The sequence below is a fragment of the Pseudomonas sp. CCNWLW23 genome (genome assembly GCF_037095675.1).
GTDB classification, from domain to species: Bacteria; Pseudomonadota; Gammaproteobacteria; order Pseudomonadales; family Pseudomonadaceae; genus Aquipseudomonas; species Aquipseudomonas atacamensis.
Map to the genome: position 1 here is coordinate 1 of NZ_JBAWKM010000019.1, position 20,185 is coordinate 20,185.

A 20,185-nucleotide genomic window follows, 5' to 3' on the forward strand; every position below is an offset into this window, starting at 1 on the left:
GTCCCCTTCGTCTAGTGGCCTAGGACACCGCCCTTTCACGGCGGTAACAGGGGTTCGAGTCCCCTAGGGGACGCCACGATTACCCGCTCTGCGGGATTTATAAGGGTCATTCAATTATTGAATGGCCCTTTTGTTTGTCTGGCGTTTGGCCAACTCTCCTTTTTCCTTACACTGTGCTTCAGACCAGCGGTCATATTCATGACTTGCGGAATATTATTATGCGAATAATATTCTAGTCGTAATATTCGGAGGCAACGATGAACGATAAAAAAGCTCAAACCCGCGAACGCATCCTCAAGGCTGCCAGCGCCGCACTGATTCAGCGCGGCCCGGCTGACCCGAGCGTGGGCGAAGTGATGGGCGCAGCCGGCCTGACCGTCGGCGGCTTCTACGCCCACTTCGAAAGCAAGGACGCGATGATGCTCGAAGCGTTCAAGCAACTGCTGGGCCGGCGTCGCGACCTGATTGCCGACATGGACGCCGATCTGACCGGCGAAGAGCGTCGCGCTTTGGTCGCTGCGTTCTACCTGTCGCGCAAACACCGGGATTCCAGCGAAGCCGCATGCCCGATTCCGGCCTCGATTGGCGAATTGGGGCGTTTGCCGGAGTCGTTCCGCATCGCGCTGAACGAGCATCTGGAGCTGATGGTCGCGCAACTGGCGGCCAGCCCTGAAGACACCGACAAGGCTTTGGCCGATGTCGCGTTGATGGTCGGTGGTCTGGCCTTGGCCAGGGCGCTGGGTCCGGGAGAGTTATCCGATCGATTGCTGCGCGCCGCCAAGTCGGCGGTGCGTTGACCTGAAGGCAACAAGCCTGAGGAGAGTGCGATGAACGCGTTGAAGTGGGTTCGTGGCGTTAACGGTACCTTGGGCTGGTTTGCACCGAAGCTGGTGGCAAGCAAAATGCGTCTGGCATTCATGACGCCCCGCGCGCTACCGCTGCGCGATTGGGAGCTGCCGCTGTTGGCCAGTTCCGAACGCATCACGTTGCGCTTCGGCCTGTCGGCGCTGCGCTGGGGCCAAGGCCCGACAGTGTTGCTGATGCATGGTTGGGAAGGGCGGCCAACGCAGTTCGCCTCGCTGATCAATGCGCTGGTCGATGCCGGCTATACCGTCGTCGCGCTCGACGGTCCGGCCCACGGTCGCTCCCCTGGGCGAGAAGCCAATGTAGTGCTGTTCGCCCGCGCCATGCTTGAAGCATCTGCCGAATTGCCGCCGCTGCAAGCGGTTATCGGCCATTCCATGGGCGGCGCCAGCGCGATGCTCGCCGTGCAATTGGGCCTGCGCACCGAAACTCTGGTAAGCATCGCCGCACCGTCGCGGATTCTCGGCGTTCTGCGCGGTTTTGCGCGAATGGTCGGCATGCCGCCGCGCGCGCGTTCGGCCTTTATCCGCCAAGTCGAGCAGGACGTCGGCATGCGCGCCGCTACGCTGGACGTGGCCCACTATCAACTGGATATGCCCGGCCTGATCGTGCATGCCGAGGACGACAATTTTGTCTCGGTCAAAGAATCGCAATTGATTCACGAAGCCTGGTTCGACAGCCGCCTGCTGCGCCTGGAAAGCGGCGGCCATCAGCGGGTGCTGGCCGACCCTCGAGTGATTGATGGTGTGTTATCACTGCTTGCCGGTCGCAGCCTTCAAACGCGCCAATCGGCCTGAGCTCCGTTACACTGTCCCGGTTGAATACTTTGACCGGGAGTGGGGCATGGGCTGGGATCGGGCAACGCCGTTTACCATTGATCTGCAAGTAAGCGCCGAAGACATCGACGGGCTCGGGCACGCCAATAACGCCGTTTACGTGACCTGGCTCGAGCGCTGCGCCTGGCGCCATTCGCAGCGCCTCGGCCTGGACCTGGTCGAATACCGGCGGCTGGATCGGGCGATGGCGGTTGTCCGCCACGAAATCGATTACCTGGCCGCCGCCTATGAAGGCGATGAACTGCAGCTGGCGACCTGGATCGTCGACTGGGATCAGCGCCTGAAAATGACCCGGCATTTCCAGCTCAAACGCCCCAGCGACAACGCCACCCTGCTGCGCGCGCAGACCACGTTTGTCTGCATCGAACTGTCGACCGGCAAGCCCAAGCGCATGCCGGCTGAATTCATCGAAGGCTATGGCCCGGCGATCCAGATTGCAGAGGCGATGTAAATCTCACCCTGTGGGAGCGAGCCTGCTCGCGAAAGCGTCAGGTCAGTCACACATGCATGAACTGACAGGCCGCCTTCGCGAGCAGGCTCGCTCCCACAGAGAGATGTGTTGTTCTGCGGTCTTCCACGATATCCAGTAAACTGCCGCACGTTTTTTCTTCAAGTAGTGTTTCCCATGCAAATTGCTCTGGCGCCCATGGAAGGGTTGGTCGACGACATCCTGCGCGACGTGCTGACCCGCGTTGGCGGCATCGACTGGTGCGTGACCGAATTCATTCGGGTCAACGACCAGTTGCTCACCCCGGCGTACTTCCACAAGTTCGGCCCCGAGCTGCTCAACGGCGCTCGCACCGCGTCCGGCGTGCCGCTGCGCGTGCAATTGCTCGGTTCTGATCCGGTATGCCTGGCGGAAAACGCTGCGCTGGCCTGCGAACTCGGTTCTGAGGTGATCGACCTCAACTTCGGCTGCCCGGCCAAGACCGTCAACAAATCCCGCGGCGGCGCCGTGCTGCTCAAGGAGCCGGAGCTGCTCAACCAGATCGTCGAGCATGTCCGTCGCGCCGTACCGGCGCACATCCCGGTCACCGCGAAAATGCGCCTGGGTTTCGACAGTCCTGACGGCTCGCTGGTCTGCGCCACGGCGCTGGCCGAAGGCGGGGCGGAGCACATCGTCGTACATGCGCGGACGAAAATGGACGGCTACAAACCGCCGGCTCATTGGGAGTGGATCCCGCGCGTGCAGGACGTGGTCAAGGTGCCGGTGTTCGCCAACGGCGATATCTGGAGCGTCGAAGACTGGCGCCGTTGCCGCGAAATCAGTGGCGTGGAAGACATTATGCTCGGTCGGGGTCTGGTCTCCCGCCCGGATCTCGCTCGGCAGATCGCTGCGGCGCGCGCTGGCGAAGAGGTCGTCGAGATGACTTGGGCCGAGCTGATGCCGCTGATTCAGGACTTCTGGCTGCAGGCCAAGGCGCAAATGACCGCGCGCCAATCGCCTGGTCGCCTCAAGCAATGGCTGGCCATGCTGACACGGAACTACCCGGAAGCCGCCGAGCTTTTCACCGTTCTGCGCCGTGAAACCGAGCCGGATCAAGTCTCGCGTCTGCTCGGATTGCCGCTCGTCGAGGCCGCATAAAAAATCTCAAAATAATCTCTTGAAATCAAAACAGCGGTCCCTATCTAAGGGTTACGCGATGCCGAATTCGGGTCGCGGAGACACAAAACCTTGCTGATTGTTTTCAGGAGATTTGAACCATGAGTACTGCATTTTCTCTCGCGCCACTGTTCCGTTCCTCGGTAGGTTTCGACCGTTTCAACGACCTGTTCGAAACCGCCCTGCGCAACGAGCCAGGCAGCAGCTATCCACCTTACAACGTCGAAAAACACGGTGATGACCAATACCGTATCGTCGTTGCGGCCGCCGGTTTCCAGGAAGAAGACCTGGACCTGCAAGTCGAGAAGGGTGTGCTGACCATCAGTGGCGGCAAGCGTGACACTGACGAGAGCGTCACGTTCTTGCATCAAGGCATCGCCCAGCGAGCCTTCAAGCTGTCGTTCCGTCTGGCCGATCACATCGAGATCAAGGACGCTGCGCTGCGCAACGGCCTGCTGAGCATCGACCTGCTCCGTGTGATCCCGGAAGAAGCGAAAGCCAAGCGCATCCCGATCAATGGAGCGCAGCAGCCGGCGTTGCAGCATTGATTCATGTGCTGACACACAATCGCCCGAACCGGCGATAAGCCGCTGAACGAAAGGCCCCGATACGTCGGGGCCTTTTTTGTGCGCGCAGTCAAAGCGATGCAGGGTTTGCCGCTGTTGGCGGGGCTCTTTACAATCGGCGCAGTTTTGCCGGCCCCCATTTCCCAGCGGTCGGCCTGGAGCCTTTTTTCATGGACGAGATTCAACAGCGCTGGCTGTGCGCGTTGTCCGCACCAATGGCCGCGCTCAACACCGGCGCCGGGTATGACGACCCGGCGTTCTGCAACGATCGTTACATCAACCTCAAGGAAAGTTGGGGTATCGATGATCGGCAACAGTTGTTCGACATGCTCGGATGGATGACCGACGACGGCCATGCCAAACACCTCAGTGCGGCCTATCTGGCGTGGCAGCGATCCCTGCCGAGTGAATGGCAGTCGTTGCTCAATGAGCTGAGCCCGCGCGAGCGCGTCCTGCATGAATTTGCCAGCCGTACCTTCGGCAGCTGTGGTCCCGGCGGCATCTTGTCCTGGGATTACGGCCGGATGGGCTTTCTGTTGCGCTGCGCCGTACGTAATCAATGGATCGATCTGGCCGAGAGCAACTGGTTGCACAGTCGTCTGGCGTTGAGGGCGCAGTTTCATTACGGCAGCTGGATGGCTTACTTCAACGGCTTTCTGGTGGGACGAACCTTTTGGTGCTGCATGAGTAAAAGCGATGATGAACTGGCGGTCGAGATGAGTCGTGAGGGCACCAGCGCTTTCAACACCAGGATTGCCCGAGGTCTTGCGCAAAACATTCCACACTTTCTCGCTGATCTGCCTTGGCACATGGATATTGATCCGCCGTCTCGTCCGGCATCGCTTGGGGAGTTCGACTGGTCATGAGTTGCTGGATTCGACTGGGCATTGAACCGACTACTGACGAAACCCTGATTCGCAGCGCCTATCGCGCCCGCTTGCCGGCGCACCATCCGGAAACCGATCCGGAAGGTTTTCAAGCGCTACGCATGGCCTACGAGAGTGCCCTGCGTCTGGCCCGTGAAGAGGAGGAAGAGGCTGGAGACGAGATCGACGCTGCACAAGCCAATGTCGTTCGGGCGCCTCAAGCTTTCCTGGATTTCTGTGCGCTGCTGGATGATCCCGCGCGACGATTCAATCACACGGCGTGGCAGGCATTCGTCCGGACGCTGGATGAATTGTCACTGGAGGTTTTAGATGACCTCAACTGGGGCTTGTACCACCGACTGTCCGGCGCCGGTCCGTTGTCCTACCGTTGTGCGAATCTGTTGGCGCAGCGCATGGCCTGGGACCAGCAATTGCTCGATCTGGCATTCGACGATGCGCAAGCGGTAGAAGGCTTTTTGCAGCGCATCAAGACGCCCGACCCGTTCGACACGGATCTGATGAGCGCCTGGTCAGAGCCGGCACAGACCGAGTCGCTGTGGTATGCCCGTAGCCTCGATTTCATCTTTACTCAGCGTCCGCTTCACGAGTTCGCCGAGTTCGCCAGTCGGCACACGTGCTTGCCGTTGCCCAACGATGCCGCGTACCTCAAGCGGTTGCTGGTGCAGTTCACCCAAGCGGGGATGGGCGCGCCGACGTTCCTGCAATGCTGTGCCGAACAGCACGATGCCGCGCCGGATAACGTCGACTGGCTGTACCTGCTGGCGTGTCAGTACAGTCTGTTGGGGCACGACGATCAAGCGTTTCCATGCTGGATTCGGCTCTGGAGCGAACATCGCCATCCCGCGGCAGAGAGTCGCTTGCTGGAGCTGTGTGCCAAGCGTCAGCCGACCTTTCTGCCGTTGCTGATTCAGGCGTTCGATCGTCTGGAGGACTGCGCCGTTTGGCCGGACGAACTGGGTGCTGAGTGCCAAGTGTATGGCAGTCCGTCACAACGGCCCGAGACCTTGACCCGTTGGTTGGGTGTCGGACGGCTCAAGCTTGATGCACTGGCGCAAAGCTTTGTTGATTGGCGCATGGCGGGCGACGAGTTGCCATTGCTCGCGCAGTTGATCGGCGAAAACCACGACAGCCGTTTGCTGCGTCTGTACCGGCACGCCTGGGCGCTGCATCGTGGTGATTCGGCCTTGTTGCAGCAGATTGTCGACGAACCGCTGCCGGTGGACGCGCTGGAATGCCTGGTTTTGAGCGGCCTGAAGTATCAGGCCAGGCAACATCTGCATTGGCTGGCCAAGGCGCCTGTTGCGCAGGCCATGAGCGCTTTCACTGACTCGCAAACACTTTCACCGCAATTGCCGCTCGCGTTGTCCGAAGGTGCGCTGCACAAGGTTTGTCGTCTGTGGTTGCAGCGCTTACGGCCCTATAGCGACACGGCGCTTGCACGCATTGCCGACGCGTTCGAGCTGAGTGCGGTCAAAGACGGCAATGACCTCTCGGAGCTTGATCTCATGCTCCAGTTGAGTCGGCGCGCGACAGGTTTGCCGCCGATCGGGTTGGGAGCGGCCATCTGGGATTGGCACGCTCAAACCGTGTTTTTTCTGGCATTGCTGGAACAACCCGAGCGCTGGTTGCAATTGATTGATGCGCAGTGTCTGGAGCGTTTGCCGTTCAATCCTGCGCATCCTTTGAGCCGACTGCAGCCGCTATTGCGGCGCTTGCTGCGTGAGCAGGGCAATGGCGCCGGTTTGCTGGGTTGGCTGCAGGGTGACGATCCTGTGCACGGTTTGCTGGTGCAACAGTTGTTCAGTGTCGAGCAGGCTCTCGACAGCGCCAGGCTGCCCGCCAATACCCTGCTTTACACCTGCGTCGAAAGTGACCGTGCGGCGTGCGGCGATGACCTGCTGGGCTTGTTGATGTTCTGGGGCGTGCTCTACCACGATCCAGGCCTGAGCGCCGAGCAGCACCGGGCGTTGTTGCAGTCGATTGAAGCGGTCAGTTGCGAGGATGACTGGTTCGAAGGCTTTCGCGACGGTCTGATCAAGGGCGAACCGGTGTGGCCACCGCGCAAGGTGTTGACGGATTTCGGTGTCGACAAACTATTGGCCTATGAGGCGCTGGATGCGCTCAAAAGCTTGATTCGCTACGGCGCTGCCGGTGTGCCGAAAACGCGAGTATTGCGGCAACTGCAGCAAGGTAAGGATGACGTGCAGAACAGCGTCGGTTTGCGCTTGGCACTGTGCGCGTTGCTGTCGTGGTCGGAGCGGTTGCTGTTAGCCAACAGTGATGTCCAGCCAGTACCAGCGAAAGCGTTCTGGCGCCTCGGATCACGGCTGGGGCGCAAGGCTTTCATCGCTCAGGTCCTGGGATGCGTAGTGGTAACCCCAATAGCCGGGCTGATAACGGGCACGACGATTGGCGGGATGCTCATCTTTTTGCTTGGCGTGCTGCTGTTGTTCGCGGCAGTTCTACGGCGGTTGCACGATATGGGCCGGGGCATACCGACACTGCTGATATTTCTTGGATTGTCGCCGTTTCTGCCATTCCTGCCGCTGGTGTTGTTCGGCTTTCCGGGAGACAAACTGCCTAACCGCTATGGCGTGCCGCCGGACAGTGGGGCAGATATGTTGTCCGGCGGGTTGCAGGCTGCTTTACGGCAACTGAACGGTTAAAGACGCATCTGATCCAGCGCATCATTCAGCGCTGAGCGGTGGCTGGCGATTTCGCTGGCTTGCTGGCCGGCAAGCACGGTGTTGAAGGTGTCCATCCACTCGGCAATGCGCGCACGCTCGTCGCCCAGACTTTGCATCCATGCTCGCTCCAGCCGTGCGAGCAGGGTGCGGTTGGGCAGGGCGTCGCGAGGGTGAACTTTGAGCGTCGCGAGCCGGGCATGGCTGTCTCTGCGCGCCTGTTCATCCAGTCCGGTCGGGCTGCGGTCGATGCTGTGGCCGTAACGTTCGCCGGTTTCCAGAAGCGTGACGTCTACTTCCAGCAGGCCGTTGATGTCATAACTGAAACGCACATCGAGGCTCTGCAGCTGCTCACTAGGGGTGAACTGGATGTCGAAAGAATCGATGAAAATATTGTCGCGTACCCACGGGCGTTCCCCTTGATACACCGCGATCCGAATTTCAGTCTGTTGCGCAAACGTCGTCGAGTAACGCTGCACCCGTGACGTTGGAATCACCGTGTTACGTTCGATGATCGGCGAGAACGCGCCACTGACGCCTTCGCCACGATTGGTCGAAATCCCCAGCGTATACGGACAGACATCCGTCAGAATCAATTCCTCGACCGCACCGTCCCGCGCCTTGCATGCCGCCTGCGTCGCTGCGCCCAGCGCCACGATGGTGTCCGGATCAAGATGCCGATAAGGCAGGCGTCCAAACAACGTGGCGACCATTTGCTGTACCGCCGGCATGCGCGTGGCGCCACCGACCAGCACCAGGCTGTCGAGGTCGCGCGGTTTCAGTCGGGCATCGCGCAGAGCCTGTTCGATTGGCGCGCGCAAGCGGGCCAGCAACGGCTCCCAGATTTTCACCGCAGCGGCTTCATCCAGTTCCCATTCGAATGTCTGCTCGGCATACCGCCAGCTCAAGTGCTGCGCCCCTTCGCCGAGTTTGCATTTCAGCTGTTCGAGGGCATCACCGAGGCTGGCCATGGCTTGTGCATCGATCGTTGAGGGGGCGAGTTGCCAGTGTTTCAGGCAGGCCTGCAACAGGGCGGCGGTGAAGTCTTCGCCGCCAAGAAAGTTGTCGCCAGTGGAGGCGTGCACCTCGATCAGCGGCAATGCGTATTCGAGCACGGTGACGTCGAACGTGCCGCCGCCGAGATCGAATATCAGCGTGCGTTCGAACTTCTGTTCGTGCAGGCCGTACGCCATGGCGGCAGCGGTTGGTTCATTGATCAGGCGCGTCACCGACAGCCCGGCCAGTTCGGCGGCGAACAAGGTGCGCTTGCGCTGCTCGTCACTGAAATATGCCGGTACGGAAATGACCGCTTCTGTGACCGCTTGGCCGAGAAAGACTTCTGCGTCTTGCTTGAGTGAGCCAAGTACCAGCGCCGACAACTCTTCCGGGCTGAACTGGCGAGAGCCGAGCTGGATTTGCCTGTCGCTGCCCATGAAGCGCTTGAACGCGGCGGCAGTGCGTTCCGGGTGCGTGGTCAGGCGGGCGCGGGCGGCTTTGCCGACCAGAATCGTGTCGTCTTCATCAAGGCTGACCACCGACGGTGTCAGCACATCGCCGAGGGCGTTGCGGATCAGTTCGGCGCGGCCTTCACGCCAGACGGCGATCAGGCTGTTGGTGGTGCCAAGGTCGATGCCCAGCAGGGCCGGGCGGGGAAGGGATGCATCCTGCATGGTTGATCTCGAAGCGGCGCAAAAAAAGCGACCCTACAGGCTGACGCAAACCGTGGCAATTGTTGCTCTGTTGCCAGTCTGTGCGACCGCCGATTCAGGGCAGCAGTTTTTTCAGATCCTCCAACCCCACCGGCCGGCTGTGCAGATAACCCTGATACAAATGGCATTCCAGGCCCTGCAAAAACGCCAGTTGCGCTGGCGTCTCCACGCCCTCGGCAATGACCTCCAGCTCAAGGCTGCGCGCCATCGCGACAATTGCGCGAATGATCTCGGCAACATTGGAGTCAGTGGTCGCATCGCGGATAAACGACTGGTCGATCTTCAGGGTGTCTACCGGAAGGCGCTTCAAATAAGTCAGCGACGAATAACCGGTGCCGAAGTCGTCCATGGCGAAGCTCACGCCGAGCTTTTTCAGGCGGCGCATTTTGCTGATGGTGTCTTCCAGATTCTGGATGACGATGCCTTCGGTGATTTCCAGTTTCAGCAGCGAGCAGGGCAGGCCGTGGCTGGTCATGCTGTGTTCGATGCGTTCGACGAAATCGTTCTGGCGGAACTGCCGGGGGCTGATGTTCACGCACAGGCTGAAGTTGAGCGGGTCGACCAGTTTCAACGCGATCAGTTGTTTGAAGGCGTTGCAGGCTTCATCGAGGATCCACGTGCCGACTTCGAGAATCAGGCCACTATCTTCCAGTACCTTGATGAACTCGGTGGGCGATTGCGCGCCGAGTTCGGGATGGTTCCAGCGCACCAGGGCTTCGGCGCCAATGATGCGGTTGTCGCGGGCATCGACCTGTGGCTGAAAGTGCACGTTGAACTCGCCGCGCGACAGCGCAAGACGCAGGTCGGTCTCCATGCGCAGGCGTTCGCTCGCCGCTTTCTGCATGGTGTTGTGATACATCTGCGTGGTGTTGCGCCCGGAATCCTTGGCCCGGTACAGGGCGATGTCGGCGCGTTTGAGCAGGTCGGTCGGGGTCGAGCCGTGATCGGGGATCAGCGCGACGCCAATGCTCGGCGTCACTTGCAGGCGCTGGCCATCAAGGAACATCGGCTCCGAAAGCAATTCGCGAATGGTGTCGGCCAGCGCGCGCACTTGCTCGCTGACTTCACTGCGCGAACCTTCGAGGCCGCTGAGCAACACCACAAACTCATCGCCACCGAGGCGCGCCACCGTGTCTTCCATGCGCACGCTGGCTTCGAGCCGCGCGGTGATGATTTTCAGCACGGTGTCGCCGACCGGGTGGCCGAGGGAATCGTTGATGTGCTTGAAGTGATCGAGGTCGAGAAACAGCAAGGCGCCGCGCAGATTGTGGCGCTTGAGCAGGGCGATCTGCTGACTCAGGCGATCCATCAGCAGGGCGCGGTTGGGCAGGTTGGTCAGCGGGTCGTGATAGGCCAGGTGACGAATCTGCGCTTCGGCGTTCTTCAACAGGCTGACGTCGCGCGCGGTCAGCAGCAGGCACGCGGTTTCATTGAGCGTGATCGGCTCGACCGAGACCTCAACGGTGAGCAACTCGCCGCGCTTGTTGCGCCCGAGCATTTCCTGATGATGCACGCGGCCCTTGATCTGCAACTCGGCGAGTAAGGTCGAGCGTTGTTTCTCTTCCGCCCAGATCCCCACCTGATAAACGGTTTTGCCCACCACTTCGTCGGCGCGATAGCCGGTGAGGCGGCAGAAGCCATCGTTGACCTCAAGATAACGCCCGGTGTCGCGCTCGGTGATGGTGATGGCGTCGGGGCTGGAGTGAAACGCCTTGGCGAATTTTTCTTCGCTGGCCTTCAGCGCTGCTTCCGAGCGTTGTTGCTGGGTGATGTCGCGCAGGGTGGTGACGATGCACGGCTGGTCGCCGACGCTGATCTGCCGGCTGGAAATCACGCAGGTCAGCGACTGGCCGTCCTTGTGCTGGACGAGAATGGCCACGTTGCTCAGGCCTTGTTCGCGGATCACTCGTTCGATGCGTTGCAGGCTCTTTGCCGAGGCGTCCCACAGGCCGATTTCTTCGGCGGTGTGGCCAATCACATCGGCGGCGCTCCAGCCAAAGGTCTGGCTGAAGCTGGAATTGATCTCGATGAATTCCCCGGTTTCCTGGCGCGTCACGCAGATCGGATCGGGGCTGACCTGAAACAGCGTGGCGAATTTCTCTTCCGAGGCGACCAGCCGCTGCTCGCGCTCGACCTGATCGGTAATGTCCAGCAGCGTGCCGGCCATGCGCAGCGGCGCGCCGTTGTCGTCGCGATAGAGACGCGCGCGGCTTTCCAGATAGCGCGAGCTGCCGTCGGGCAATTGCACGCGATAGGTCAGTTGATAGTTGCCGGCCGGACCTTCGCGCAGGCTGCGGTAGGCATCGCGCATGCTGTCACGTTCCTCGCCCGGCACGCCTTCGAAAAACTCCTCGAATGATTCATGGAATGGAATCGGCTCCAGCCCGTGCAATTGCGCAGCGCGCGCCGAGCCGTAAAGCATGCCGCTGGGGATGTGCCAGTCCCAGGTGCCGAGTTGCGCCGAGTCCAGCGCCAGGTCGAGGCGTTCCTGGCTGTCCTTCAAGGCCAGTTCGGCGGCTTTGCGTTCGGTGGTGTCGAGAAACGTGCTGAGCAGATAGGGCTGGCCTTCGAGCTCGACCTTCTGCGCGCTGAGGATGCCGTCGTGCACCTGGCCATTGCTGGCGCGGAACTGCACTTCCATGCTGATCAGCTCGCCCTTGGCTTTGGTTTTTTTCACCAGTTCGGCGCGTTGCTCGGGGTGCACCCACAAGCCCAGTTCCAGGGTGGTGCGGCCGATTGCGCTTTGCACCGGCCAGCCGAACAGGCTTTCGAAATACTGGTTGGCCTCGCTGATCAGACCGTCATCCTGACGGGTCAGCAGAACCATGTTCGGGCATAGGTGGAAAAGTGTAGCGAAACGTTTCTCCGAGCTGCTCAAGGCCTGCTCGCGCTGGCGTTGGTGGGTGATTTCGCGAATCACCCCGATCATTCGGGGCCGGCCGTTCTTGTCTGGCAGCAGGCTGCCGCTGATCTCCAGCCAGTGCAGGCTGCCGTCGGGCCAGCGGATGCGGTGATGCATCGCCTGCTCCAGCGGCGCGCCGGCGATCACCGCGTGGAAAGCACGCACGGTTTTCGCGCGGTCTTCCGGCGGCAACAGGTCGAGGTATTCCAAATCGGCGGGCAACGGCTGCCGTGGATCGAAACCGAACAACGCCTGGGTGCCCCGCGACCAGCTGATCTGCCCACGCTCGATGTCCCAATACCAGGCGCCGAGCCGCGCGCCGTTGAGCGCGGCGAGCAATTGCGGCGCGCTTTCCCAGCTCTGCTCGGAATGGCGCGGATCGACGGCCTGGATTCGCGGCATCGGCGGAGTTCGGTCAACAGATTTCGGCATTGTCAGCGGGCCTTGAGCTGAGTGGCGTTAGGCACAGGAGCGGCTCTATAGGAGTAGCACAAGTCAGGCCGGGATCCCTGGCCGATCGATTTGTGCATCCAGCAGGGCCATGAAGGCGCGTGCTGCATTCGATAGCGTCCGTTCGGTGTGCAAGATATAGCCTAGCTGGCGAGTGAGCTGTATGCCCGGCAATGCGATGCTTGCCACTTGTTCGTCGAGCATGGTGCGCGGCAGCACGCTCCAGGCCAGGCCAATGGAGACCATCATCTTGATGGTTTCCAGGTAGTTGGTGCTCATGGCGATGTTCGGCGTCAGGTCCTGGGCTTCGAACAAACGCTGGACGATGTGGTGGGTAAAGGTGTTGCCGCCGGGGAAAACCGCGGGGTGGCCGGCGATGTCCGCCAGACTGACGGCACCGTTGTTGATCAGCGAATGCTCCGGGGCGACGACGAAATCCAGCGGGTCGTCCCACACCGGCGTGGCTTTGACCAAGGTATGCGGCTCTGGCGCGAGGGTGATGACCGCCAATTCTGCGCGGCCGTGGAGAATTTCCTCGTAGGCCACTTCCGAATCAAGAAACTGAATATCCAGCGCAACCTGTGGGTAGCGGCGGGTGAACTCCCTTAATAGAGGCGGCAAGCGATGCAGGCCGATGTGGTGACTGGTGGCCAGCGTCAGGCGACCGCTGACCTCGCCGGTCAGGTTGGTCAGGGCGCGGCGGGTGTCGTCGAGCACGTTGAGAATCTGATAAGCCCGTGGCAGCAGGGCGCGACCGGCCTCGGTCAGGCCGACTTCACGGCCCAAGCGGTCGAACAGGCGCACCTTCAATTGCTGCTCAAGACCGGCGATGCGCTTGCTGATCGCCGGTTGGGTCAGATGAAGGCGTTCGCCGGCGCCGGAGAAGCTGCCGGTCTCGGCGATGGCAATAAAAGCGTTGAGGTTAGCCAAGTCCATGTCGCATTCCAGTTGGTTATCCAAAGCATAAAAAATATGAATTTGAGTTATTTAATCTAACCCCATAGGATCGGCCTCACAAGCCAAAGGGTTATTGATAAGCCCAGGGCATAGAAACAAGCTGATGAGGAACCGTCTGATGGCCGGCAAAACGCTCTACGACAAGCTCTGGGATTCGCATTTGGTCAAGCAGCGCGACGATGGCTCGGCGCTGATCTACATCGATCGTCACATCATCCACGAAGTGACTTCGCCGCAAGCTTTCGAAGGCTTGCGTCTGGCCGGGCGCAAGCCTTGGCGCATCGATGCCAACATTGCGACCCCGGACCACAACGTACCGACCACCCCTGAGCGCAAGGGCGGCATCGAAGCCATTGCCGATCAGGTTTCGCGTTTGCAGGTGCAGACCCTCGACGACAACTGCGATGAATACGGCATCGTCGAATTCAAGATGAACGACGTGCGTCAGGGCATCGTTCACGTGATCAGTCCGGAGCAGGGCGCGACCTTGCCGGGCATGACCGTGGTTTGCGGCGATTCGCACACCTCGACCCACGGCGCATTCGGTGCGTTGGCCCACGGCATCGGCACCTCCGAGGTCGAGCACGTCCTCGCCACACAGTGCCTGGTCGCCAAAAAAATGAAGAACATGCTGGTGCGCGTCGAAGGCCAATTGCCGTTCGGCGTGACCGCCAAGGACATCGTCCTTGCGGTGATCGGTAAGATCGGCACCGCCGGCGGTAACGGCCATGCCATCGAATTTGCCGGCAGCGCGATCCGTGATCTGTCCGTCGAAGGCCGCATGACCATCTGCAACATGTCCATCGAAGCCGGCGCCCGCGTCGGCCTGGTGGCGGCGGATCAGAAGACCATCGACTACGTCAAAGGTCGTCCATTCGCGCCGAAAGGCGAGCAGTGGGACATGGCCGTCGAAGCCTGGAAAGACCTGGTCTCCGACGCCGATGCCAAATTCGACACCGTGGTCGAGCTCGACGCCGCGCAAATCAAGCCGCAAGTCAGCTGGGGCACTTCGCCTGAGATGGTTTTGGCTGTTGATCAGAACGTGCCGGACCCGGCCAAGGAAATGGATCTGGTCAAGCGCGACTCGATCGTCCGCGCCTTGAAATACATGGGTTTGACCGCCAATCAGGCGATCACCGACATTCAGCTTGATCGCGTGTTCATCGGTTCCTGCACCAACTCGCGCATCGAAGACTTGCGCGCCGCTGCGGTGATCGCCAAGGGCCGCAAGGTGGCCTCGACCATCAAGCAGGCGATCGTCGTGCCGGGCTCGGGTCTGGTCAAGGCGCAGGCGGAAGCCGAAGGGCTGGACAAGATTTTCCTTGAGGCCGGTTTCGAATGGCGCGAGCCGGGTTGCTCGATGTGCCTGGCGATGAACCCGGACCGTTTGGAGTCCGGCGAGCATTGCGCCTCGACTTCCAACCGTAACTTCGAAGGCCGTCAGGGCGCCGGTGGCCGTACCCACCTGGTCAGCCCGGCCATGGCTGCCGCAGCAGCAGTGAACGGCCGTTTCATCGACGTTCGTGAATTGATCTAAAAGGAGCGCAGCATGAAAGCTTTTACCCAGCACACTGGTCTTGTCGCGCCTCTGGATCGTGCCAACGTCGACACTGATCAGATCATTCCCAAGCAGTTCTTGAAGTCGATCAAGCGCACCGGTTTCGGTCCGAACCTGTTCGACGAGTGGCGTTATCTGGATGTCGGCCAGCCGTACCAGGACAACTCCAAGCGCCCGTTGAACAAGGATTTCGTCCTCAACGCCGAGCGCTATCAGGGTGCTAGCGTATTGCTCGCCCGCGAGAACTTCGGCTGCGGCTCGAGCCGTGAACACGCGCCGTGGGCGCTGGAAGAGTACGGTTTCCGCAGCATCATCGCGCCGAGTTACGCCGACATTTTCTTCAACAACAGTTTCAAGAACGGCCTGCTGCCGATCATCCTCAGCGATGCAGAAGTTGATGAACTGTTTAAGCAGGTTGAAGCCGAGCCGGGTTATCAATTGCAGATCGACTTGCAAGCGCAGACCGTGACCCGCCCGGATGGCAAGGTCTACAGCTTCGAGGTCGACGCGTTCCGCAAGCACTGCCTGCTCAATGGTCTTGACGATATCGGCCTGACCTTGCAGGACGGCGATGCGATTGCGACGTTCGAAGCCAAGCATCGGGTTAGTCAGCCGTGGTTGTTTCGCGACGCTTGATTCGGGATTGATGTAGTCAGGGCGGGCCTCTTCGCGAGCAGGCTCGCTCCCACAGGGAATGTATTTCAAATAACACTGCTTACAGGATGTGATCCATGACCAGCACCGCCCAGCACACCCAGGTCGTCCAGAAGCAATTCGGCGAACAGGCAGCCGCTTACCTGAGCAGCGCGGTTCACGCCCAAGGCAGCGAATTCGCGCTGCTCCAGGCTGAACTGGCCGGGCAGGGTGGAGCGCGGGTGCTGGATCTGGGCTGTGGCGCCGGTCACGTCAGTTTCCATGTCGCGCCGCTGGTCAGGGAAGTGGTGGCTTACGACTTGTCGCAGCAAATGCTTGATGTGGTTGCCGGCGCTGCCGTCGATCGCGGCTTGAGCAACATCATTACCGTCAACGGTGCTGCCGAGCGCTTGCCGTTCGCCGATGGCGAGTTCGATTTTGTGTTCAGCCGCTATTCGGCGCATCACTGGAGCGACCTCGGTCAGGCCTTGCGCGAAGTGCGTCGGGTGCTGAAGCCGGGCGGGGTGGCGGCGTTCGTTGATGTGTTGTCACCGGGCAGTGCGTTGTTCGACACTTACCTGCAAAGCGTTGAAGTGTTGCGCGACACCAGCCATGTCCGCGACTACTCCGCCGCCGAGTGGCTGCGCCAGGTCAGCGAAGCCGGTCTGCATGTGCGCAGTACCACCCGGCAGCGCCTGCGTCTGGAGTACAGCAGTTGGGTCGAGCGCATGCGCACACCTGACGTGATGCGCGCGGCGATCCGCCAGTTGCAGCAGTCGATGGGCAACGAAGTGCGTGAGTATTTTGAGATAGATGCCGACGGCTCGTTCAGTACCGATGTAATCGTACTGATGGCTGAGCGATAAGAATTTTTCCCGGCGCGCCGTTCACTGGCGCACCGCTTGAAGACACGAGGAAAGCATGAGCAAGCAGATTCTGATTCTCCCGGGTGACGGTATTGGTCCGGAAATCATGGCCGAAGCGGTCAAGGTGCTGGAATTGGCCAATGACAAGTACAGCCTGGGCTTCGAGCTGAGCCACGACGTGATCGGTGGCGCGGCCATCGACAAGCATGGCGTGCCGCTGGCCGACGAAACCCTTGATCGCGCCCGCGCTGCCGACGCCGTGCTGCTGGGCGCTGTCGGTGGCCCGAAATGGGACACCATCGAGCGTGATATCCGCCCTGAACGCGGTCTGCTGAAAATCCGTGCGCAACTGGGCCTGTTCGGCAACCTGCGCCCGGCGATCCTCTATCCGCAACTGGCCGACGCGTCGAGCCTGAAGCCGGAAATCGTTGCCGGTCTGGACATCCTCATCGTCCGTGAGCTGACCGGCGGCATTTACTTCGGCGCGCCGCGTGGTACCCGTACGCTGGACAATGGCGAGCGTCAGTCCTACGACACCCTGCCGTACAGCGAAAGCGAAATTCGCCGCATCGCCCGTGTCGGTTTCGACATGGCCATGGTTCGTGGCAAGAAGCTCTGCTCGGTGGACAAGGCCAACGTGCTGGCATCCAGCCAGTTGTGGCGTGAAGTGGTCGAGCAGGTGGCCAAGGATTACCCGGAAGTCGAACTGAGCCACATGTACGTCGACAACGCCGCCATGCAGTTGGTGCGCGCACCCAAGCAGTTCGACGTGATCGTCACCGACAACATGTTCGGCGACATCCTCTCCGACGAAGCGTCGATGCTCACCGGTTCGATCGGCATGCTGCCGTCGGCCTCGCTGGATTCCAACAACAAGGGCATGTACGAGCCGTGCCACGGTTCGGCGCCGGACATTGCCGGTAAAGGCATTGCCAACCCGCTGGCGACGATCCTGTCGGTGTCGATGATGCTGCGTTACAGCTTCAATCTGCACGACGCTGCCGATGCCATCGAAAAAGCCGTCAGCGTCGTGCTCGATCAGGGCTTGCGCACCGGCGACATCCACTCGGCCGGTTGTACCAAAGTCGGTACGCAGGAAATGGGCGACGCAGTAGTCGCCGCGCTGCGGAATCTGTAATCTCTCGGGCCCGCTGCGAAATTCAATACAAAGCAGCGGCCCACTTTTCAAGAAGGTGTAGTTGCGATGAAACGTGTAGGTCTGATCGGTTGGCGCGGGATGGTCGGTTCCGTGCTCATGCAGCGGATGCTGGAAGAGCAGGATTTCGATCTTATCGAGCCGGTGTTTTTCACCACGTCCAATGTCGGTGGCCAAGGCCCGTCCGTGGGCAAGGACATTGCTCCGCTCAAGGACGCTTACAGCATTGACGAGCTGAAGACCCTCGACGTGATTTTGACCTGCCAGGGCGGCGACTACACCAGCGAAGTATTCCCCAAGCTGCGTGAAGCCGGCTGGCAGGGTTACTGGATCGACGCGGCGTCGAGCCTGCGCATGAACGATGACGCGGTGATCATTCTCGACCCGGTCAACCGCAAGGTCATCGACCAGCAACTGGACGCGGGCACCAAGAACTACATCGGCGGCAACTGCACCGTCAGCCTGATGCTGATGGGTCTGGGCGGTCTGTTCGAGGCCGGTCTGGTCGAATGGATGAGCGCCATGACCTATCAGGCGGCTTCCGGTGCCGGCGCGCAGAACATGCGTGAACTGATCAAGCAGATGGGCGCGACCCACGCCGCTGTCGCCGATCAACTGGCCGACCCGGCCAGCGCGATCCTCGACATCGACCGTCGCGTGGCCGAAGCCATGCGCAGCGACGCGTACCCGACCGAGAACTTCGGCGTACCGCTGGCCGGCAGCCTGATCCCGTGGATCGACAAGGAACTGCCGAACGGCCAGAGCCGCGAAGAGTGGAAGGCCCAGGCCGAGACCAACAAGATCCTCGGTCGCTTCAAGAGCCCGATCCCGGTCGACGGTATCTGCGTGCGCATCGGCGCCATGCGCTGCCACAGCCAGGCGCTGACCATCAAGCTGAACAAAGACGTACCGATCGCCGATATCGAAGGGCTGATCAGCCAGCACAACCCGTGGGTCAAGCTGGTACCGAACAACCGCGAGATCAGCATGCAGGAGCTGAGCCCGACCAAGGTCACCGGCACCCTGAATGTACCGGTCGGTCGTCTGCGCAAGCTGAACATGGGTTCGCAATTCGTCGGCGCCTTTACCGTCGGCGACCAACTGCTGTGGGGCGCGGCCGAACCGCTGCGCCGCATGCTGCGGATCCTGCTGGAGCGTTGATCGCTTGAAGTTGTGAAAGAGCCCGTGCCTTGAAAGAGGTGCGGGTTTTTTTATGCGTAATGATCGTTCCCATGCTCCGCGTGGGAATGCATCCCGGGACGCTCTGCGTCCCTTCCGAAGCAGAACGCGGAGCGTCCGTTGAGGCATTCCCACGCAGAGCGTCGGAACGATCGGTACGGGCAGAAATTGCCTGTGCGCCACCCACCCGGTAAAGTGCCGCTCCCCCCGTTTTGCCAGAGGTAGCTCCATGACCCAGACTTTCGATATCGCCGTTATCGGCGCCACCGGTACTGTCGGCGAAACCCTCGTACAGATTCTCGAAGAGCGCGACTTCCCGGTCGGCAATCTGCACCTGCTGGCCAGCAGCGAATCGGCCGGCAGCTCGGTGCTGTTCCGCAACAAAAACGTCCGCGTGCGCGAGGTCGACGAGTTCGATTTCAGCAAGGTCAGACTGGTGTTCTTCGCCGCTGGCGCTGCGGTGTCGCTGAGCTACGCCGCTCGCGCCCATGCTGCCGGTTGCTCGTTGATCGACCTGTCTGGCGCCTTGCCTGCCGATCAGGCGCCACAAGTGGTGCCCGAGGCCAATGCCGATATTCTCGCCAGTCTGAAAAGCCCGTTCCAGGTCAGCAGCCCAAGCCCGTCGGCCACTACGCTTGCCGTGGTGCTGGCGCCGTTGCTCGATCTGCTCGATCTGCAATACGTCAACGTCACCGCCAACCTGGCCGTTTCGGCGCAAGGCCGCGAGGCGGTCACCGAGCTCGCGCGGCAGACCGCCGAGCTGCTCAACATGCGTCCGCTGGAACCGACGTTCTTCGACCGGCAGATGGCGTTCAACCTGCTGGCGCAAGTCGGTGCGCCTGATGCGCAAGGCCATACGCTGCTGGAAAAGCGTCTGGTACGCGAGTTGCGTCAGGTCCTGGCAAAACCTTTATTGAAGATTTCTGCCACTTGCGTTCAAGCCCCGGTGTTTTTTGGCGATAGCTTTAGCGTGACCTTGCAGTCAGGCAGCGCTGTTGACCTGGAAAAAGTCAACGCCGCGCTCGAGGCAGCACCGGGCATCGAGCTGGTCGAGGCTGGCGATTATCCGACCGCGGTCGGCGATGCGGTGGGGCAGGACGTGGTCTATGTCGGCCGCGTGCGCAGTGGTGTCGACGACCCGGCGGAACTAAATCTTTGGCTGACGTCAGATAACGTACGCAAAGGCGCGGCGCTCAATGCCGTGCAACTGGCTGAGTTGTTGATAAAAGACCTGCTGTAAAAGATACTTGGCAACAATTTGTCGACTGATTCTAGGTGAGCGCTATGCTTGCCCGAAGCGCGTCGATGACGAGTCACCCTCCGGGACTTTCCGGG

Annotated in this window: 16 protein-coding genes and 1 tRNA gene; 14 read left to right on the forward strand and 3 right to left on the reverse strand. The window is 60.8% G+C overall.

All coding sequences use genetic code 11. The features are described 5' to 3' along the window. From V8J63_RS21285 to V8J63_RS21320, 8 genes are all read left to right on the forward strand, one after another. Positions 1-76, forward strand: a tRNA-Glu gene (locus V8J63_RS21285). 181 nt (positions 77-257) lie between these two features. Next, positions 258-797: a TetR/AcrR family transcriptional regulator gene (locus V8J63_RS21290; RefSeq protein ID WP_016773921.1), complete on the forward strand. Its 540-nt coding sequence runs from the start codon at positions 258-260 to the stop codon at positions 795-797. Positions 798-827: 30 nt separating this feature from the next. Next, positions 828-1,661, forward strand: a complete 834-nt coding sequence (locus tag V8J63_RS21295; protein WP_130927896.1) for an alpha/beta fold hydrolase — start codon at positions 828-830, stop codon at positions 1,659-1,661. Positions 1,662-1,707: 46 nt separating this feature from the next. Continuing rightward, positions 1,708-2,151: an acyl-CoA thioesterase gene (locus tag V8J63_RS21300; protein WP_125927219.1), complete on the forward strand. Its 444-nt coding sequence runs from the start codon at positions 1,708-1,710 to the stop codon at positions 2,149-2,151. Between the two features lie 174 nt (positions 2,152-2,325). Beyond that, positions 2,326-3,285 (forward strand): tRNA dihydrouridine synthase, encoded by a 960-nt coding sequence (locus tag V8J63_RS21305; protein ID WP_016773924.1) that lies wholly within the window; start codon positions 2,326-2,328, stop codon positions 3,283-3,285. Positions 3,286-3,404: 119 nt separating this feature from the next. Then, on the forward strand, positions 3,405-3,851 hold the full coding sequence (locus tag V8J63_RS21310) for an Hsp20 family protein (protein ID WP_016773925.1): 447 nt from the start codon (positions 3,405-3,407) through the stop codon (positions 3,849-3,851). A gap of 188 nt (positions 3,852-4,039) precedes the next feature. Next, positions 4,040-4,735 (forward strand): DUF1266 domain-containing protein, encoded by a 696-nt coding sequence (locus tag V8J63_RS21315; protein WP_130902130.1) that lies wholly within the window; start codon positions 4,040-4,042, stop codon positions 4,733-4,735. Beyond that, complete coding sequence (locus V8J63_RS21320) at positions 4,732-7,422, forward strand: DUF805 domain-containing protein (protein ID WP_336464594.1); 2,691 nt, start codon at positions 4,732-4,734, stop codon at positions 7,420-7,422. Before V8J63_RS21315 ends, V8J63_RS21320 begins: the two co-directional genes overlap by 4 nt. Here the strand turns inward: V8J63_RS21320 and V8J63_RS21325 are convergent. The 3 genes from V8J63_RS21325 to V8J63_RS21335 form a co-directional block, all read right to left on the reverse strand. Next, positions 7,419-9,110, reverse strand: a complete 1,692-nt coding sequence (locus V8J63_RS21325) for a molecular chaperone HscC (RefSeq protein WP_197890957.1) — start codon at positions 9,108-9,110, stop codon at positions 7,419-7,421. The two genes, V8J63_RS21320 and V8J63_RS21325, sit on opposite strands and share 4 nt — an antisense overlap. Positions 9,111-9,204: 94 nt before the next feature. Next, entirely contained in the window at positions 9,205-12,483 is a 3,279-nt protein-coding gene (locus tag V8J63_RS21330; RefSeq protein WP_024012383.1) for a PAS domain S-box protein, read from the reverse strand. Positions 12,484-12,546: 63 nt separating this feature from the next. Then, entirely contained in the window at positions 12,547-13,437 is an 891-nt protein-coding gene (locus V8J63_RS21335) for a LysR family transcriptional regulator (protein ID WP_336464595.1), read from the reverse strand. 139 nt (positions 13,438-13,576) lie between these two features. Between V8J63_RS21335 and leuC the strand changes: the two genes are divergently transcribed. The 6 genes from leuC to V8J63_RS21365 all read left to right on the forward strand — a co-directional run bounded on the left by leuC (position 13,577) and on the right by V8J63_RS21365 (position 20,090). Beyond that, on the forward strand, positions 13,577-14,995 hold the full coding sequence (gene leuC, locus V8J63_RS21340) for a 3-isopropylmalate dehydratase large subunit (RefSeq protein ID WP_016773930.1): 1,419 nt from the start codon (positions 13,577-13,579) through the stop codon (positions 14,993-14,995). 12 nt (positions 14,996-15,007) lie between these two features. Then, positions 15,008-15,652, forward strand: a complete 645-nt coding sequence (gene leuD / locus V8J63_RS21345; RefSeq protein WP_073474092.1) for a 3-isopropylmalate dehydratase small subunit — start codon at positions 15,008-15,010, stop codon at positions 15,650-15,652. 95 nt (positions 15,653-15,747) lie between these two features. Further along, positions 15,748-16,515, forward strand: a complete 768-nt coding sequence (locus V8J63_RS21350) for a class I SAM-dependent methyltransferase (RefSeq protein WP_336464596.1) — start codon at positions 15,748-15,750, stop codon at positions 16,513-16,515. A gap of 55 nt (positions 16,516-16,570) precedes the next feature. Next, positions 16,571-17,653 (forward strand): 3-isopropylmalate dehydrogenase, encoded by a 1,083-nt coding sequence (leuB, locus tag V8J63_RS21355; protein ID WP_016773933.1) that lies wholly within the window; start codon positions 16,571-16,573, stop codon positions 17,651-17,653. A 66-nt stretch (positions 17,654-17,719) separates the two neighbouring features. Next, entirely contained in the window at positions 17,720-18,832 is a 1,113-nt protein-coding gene (gene asd / locus V8J63_RS21360) for an aspartate-semialdehyde dehydrogenase (protein ID WP_016773934.1), read from the forward strand. A 247-nt stretch (positions 18,833-19,079) separates the two neighbouring features. After that, positions 19,080-20,090 carry an aspartate-semialdehyde dehydrogenase gene (locus tag V8J63_RS21365; RefSeq protein WP_125927227.1) on the forward strand — a complete coding sequence of 337 codons (1,011 nt, stop codon included), beginning with the start codon at positions 19,080-19,082 and terminating at the stop codon, positions 20,088-20,090. Positions 20,091-20,185 lie beyond the last annotated feature (95 nt).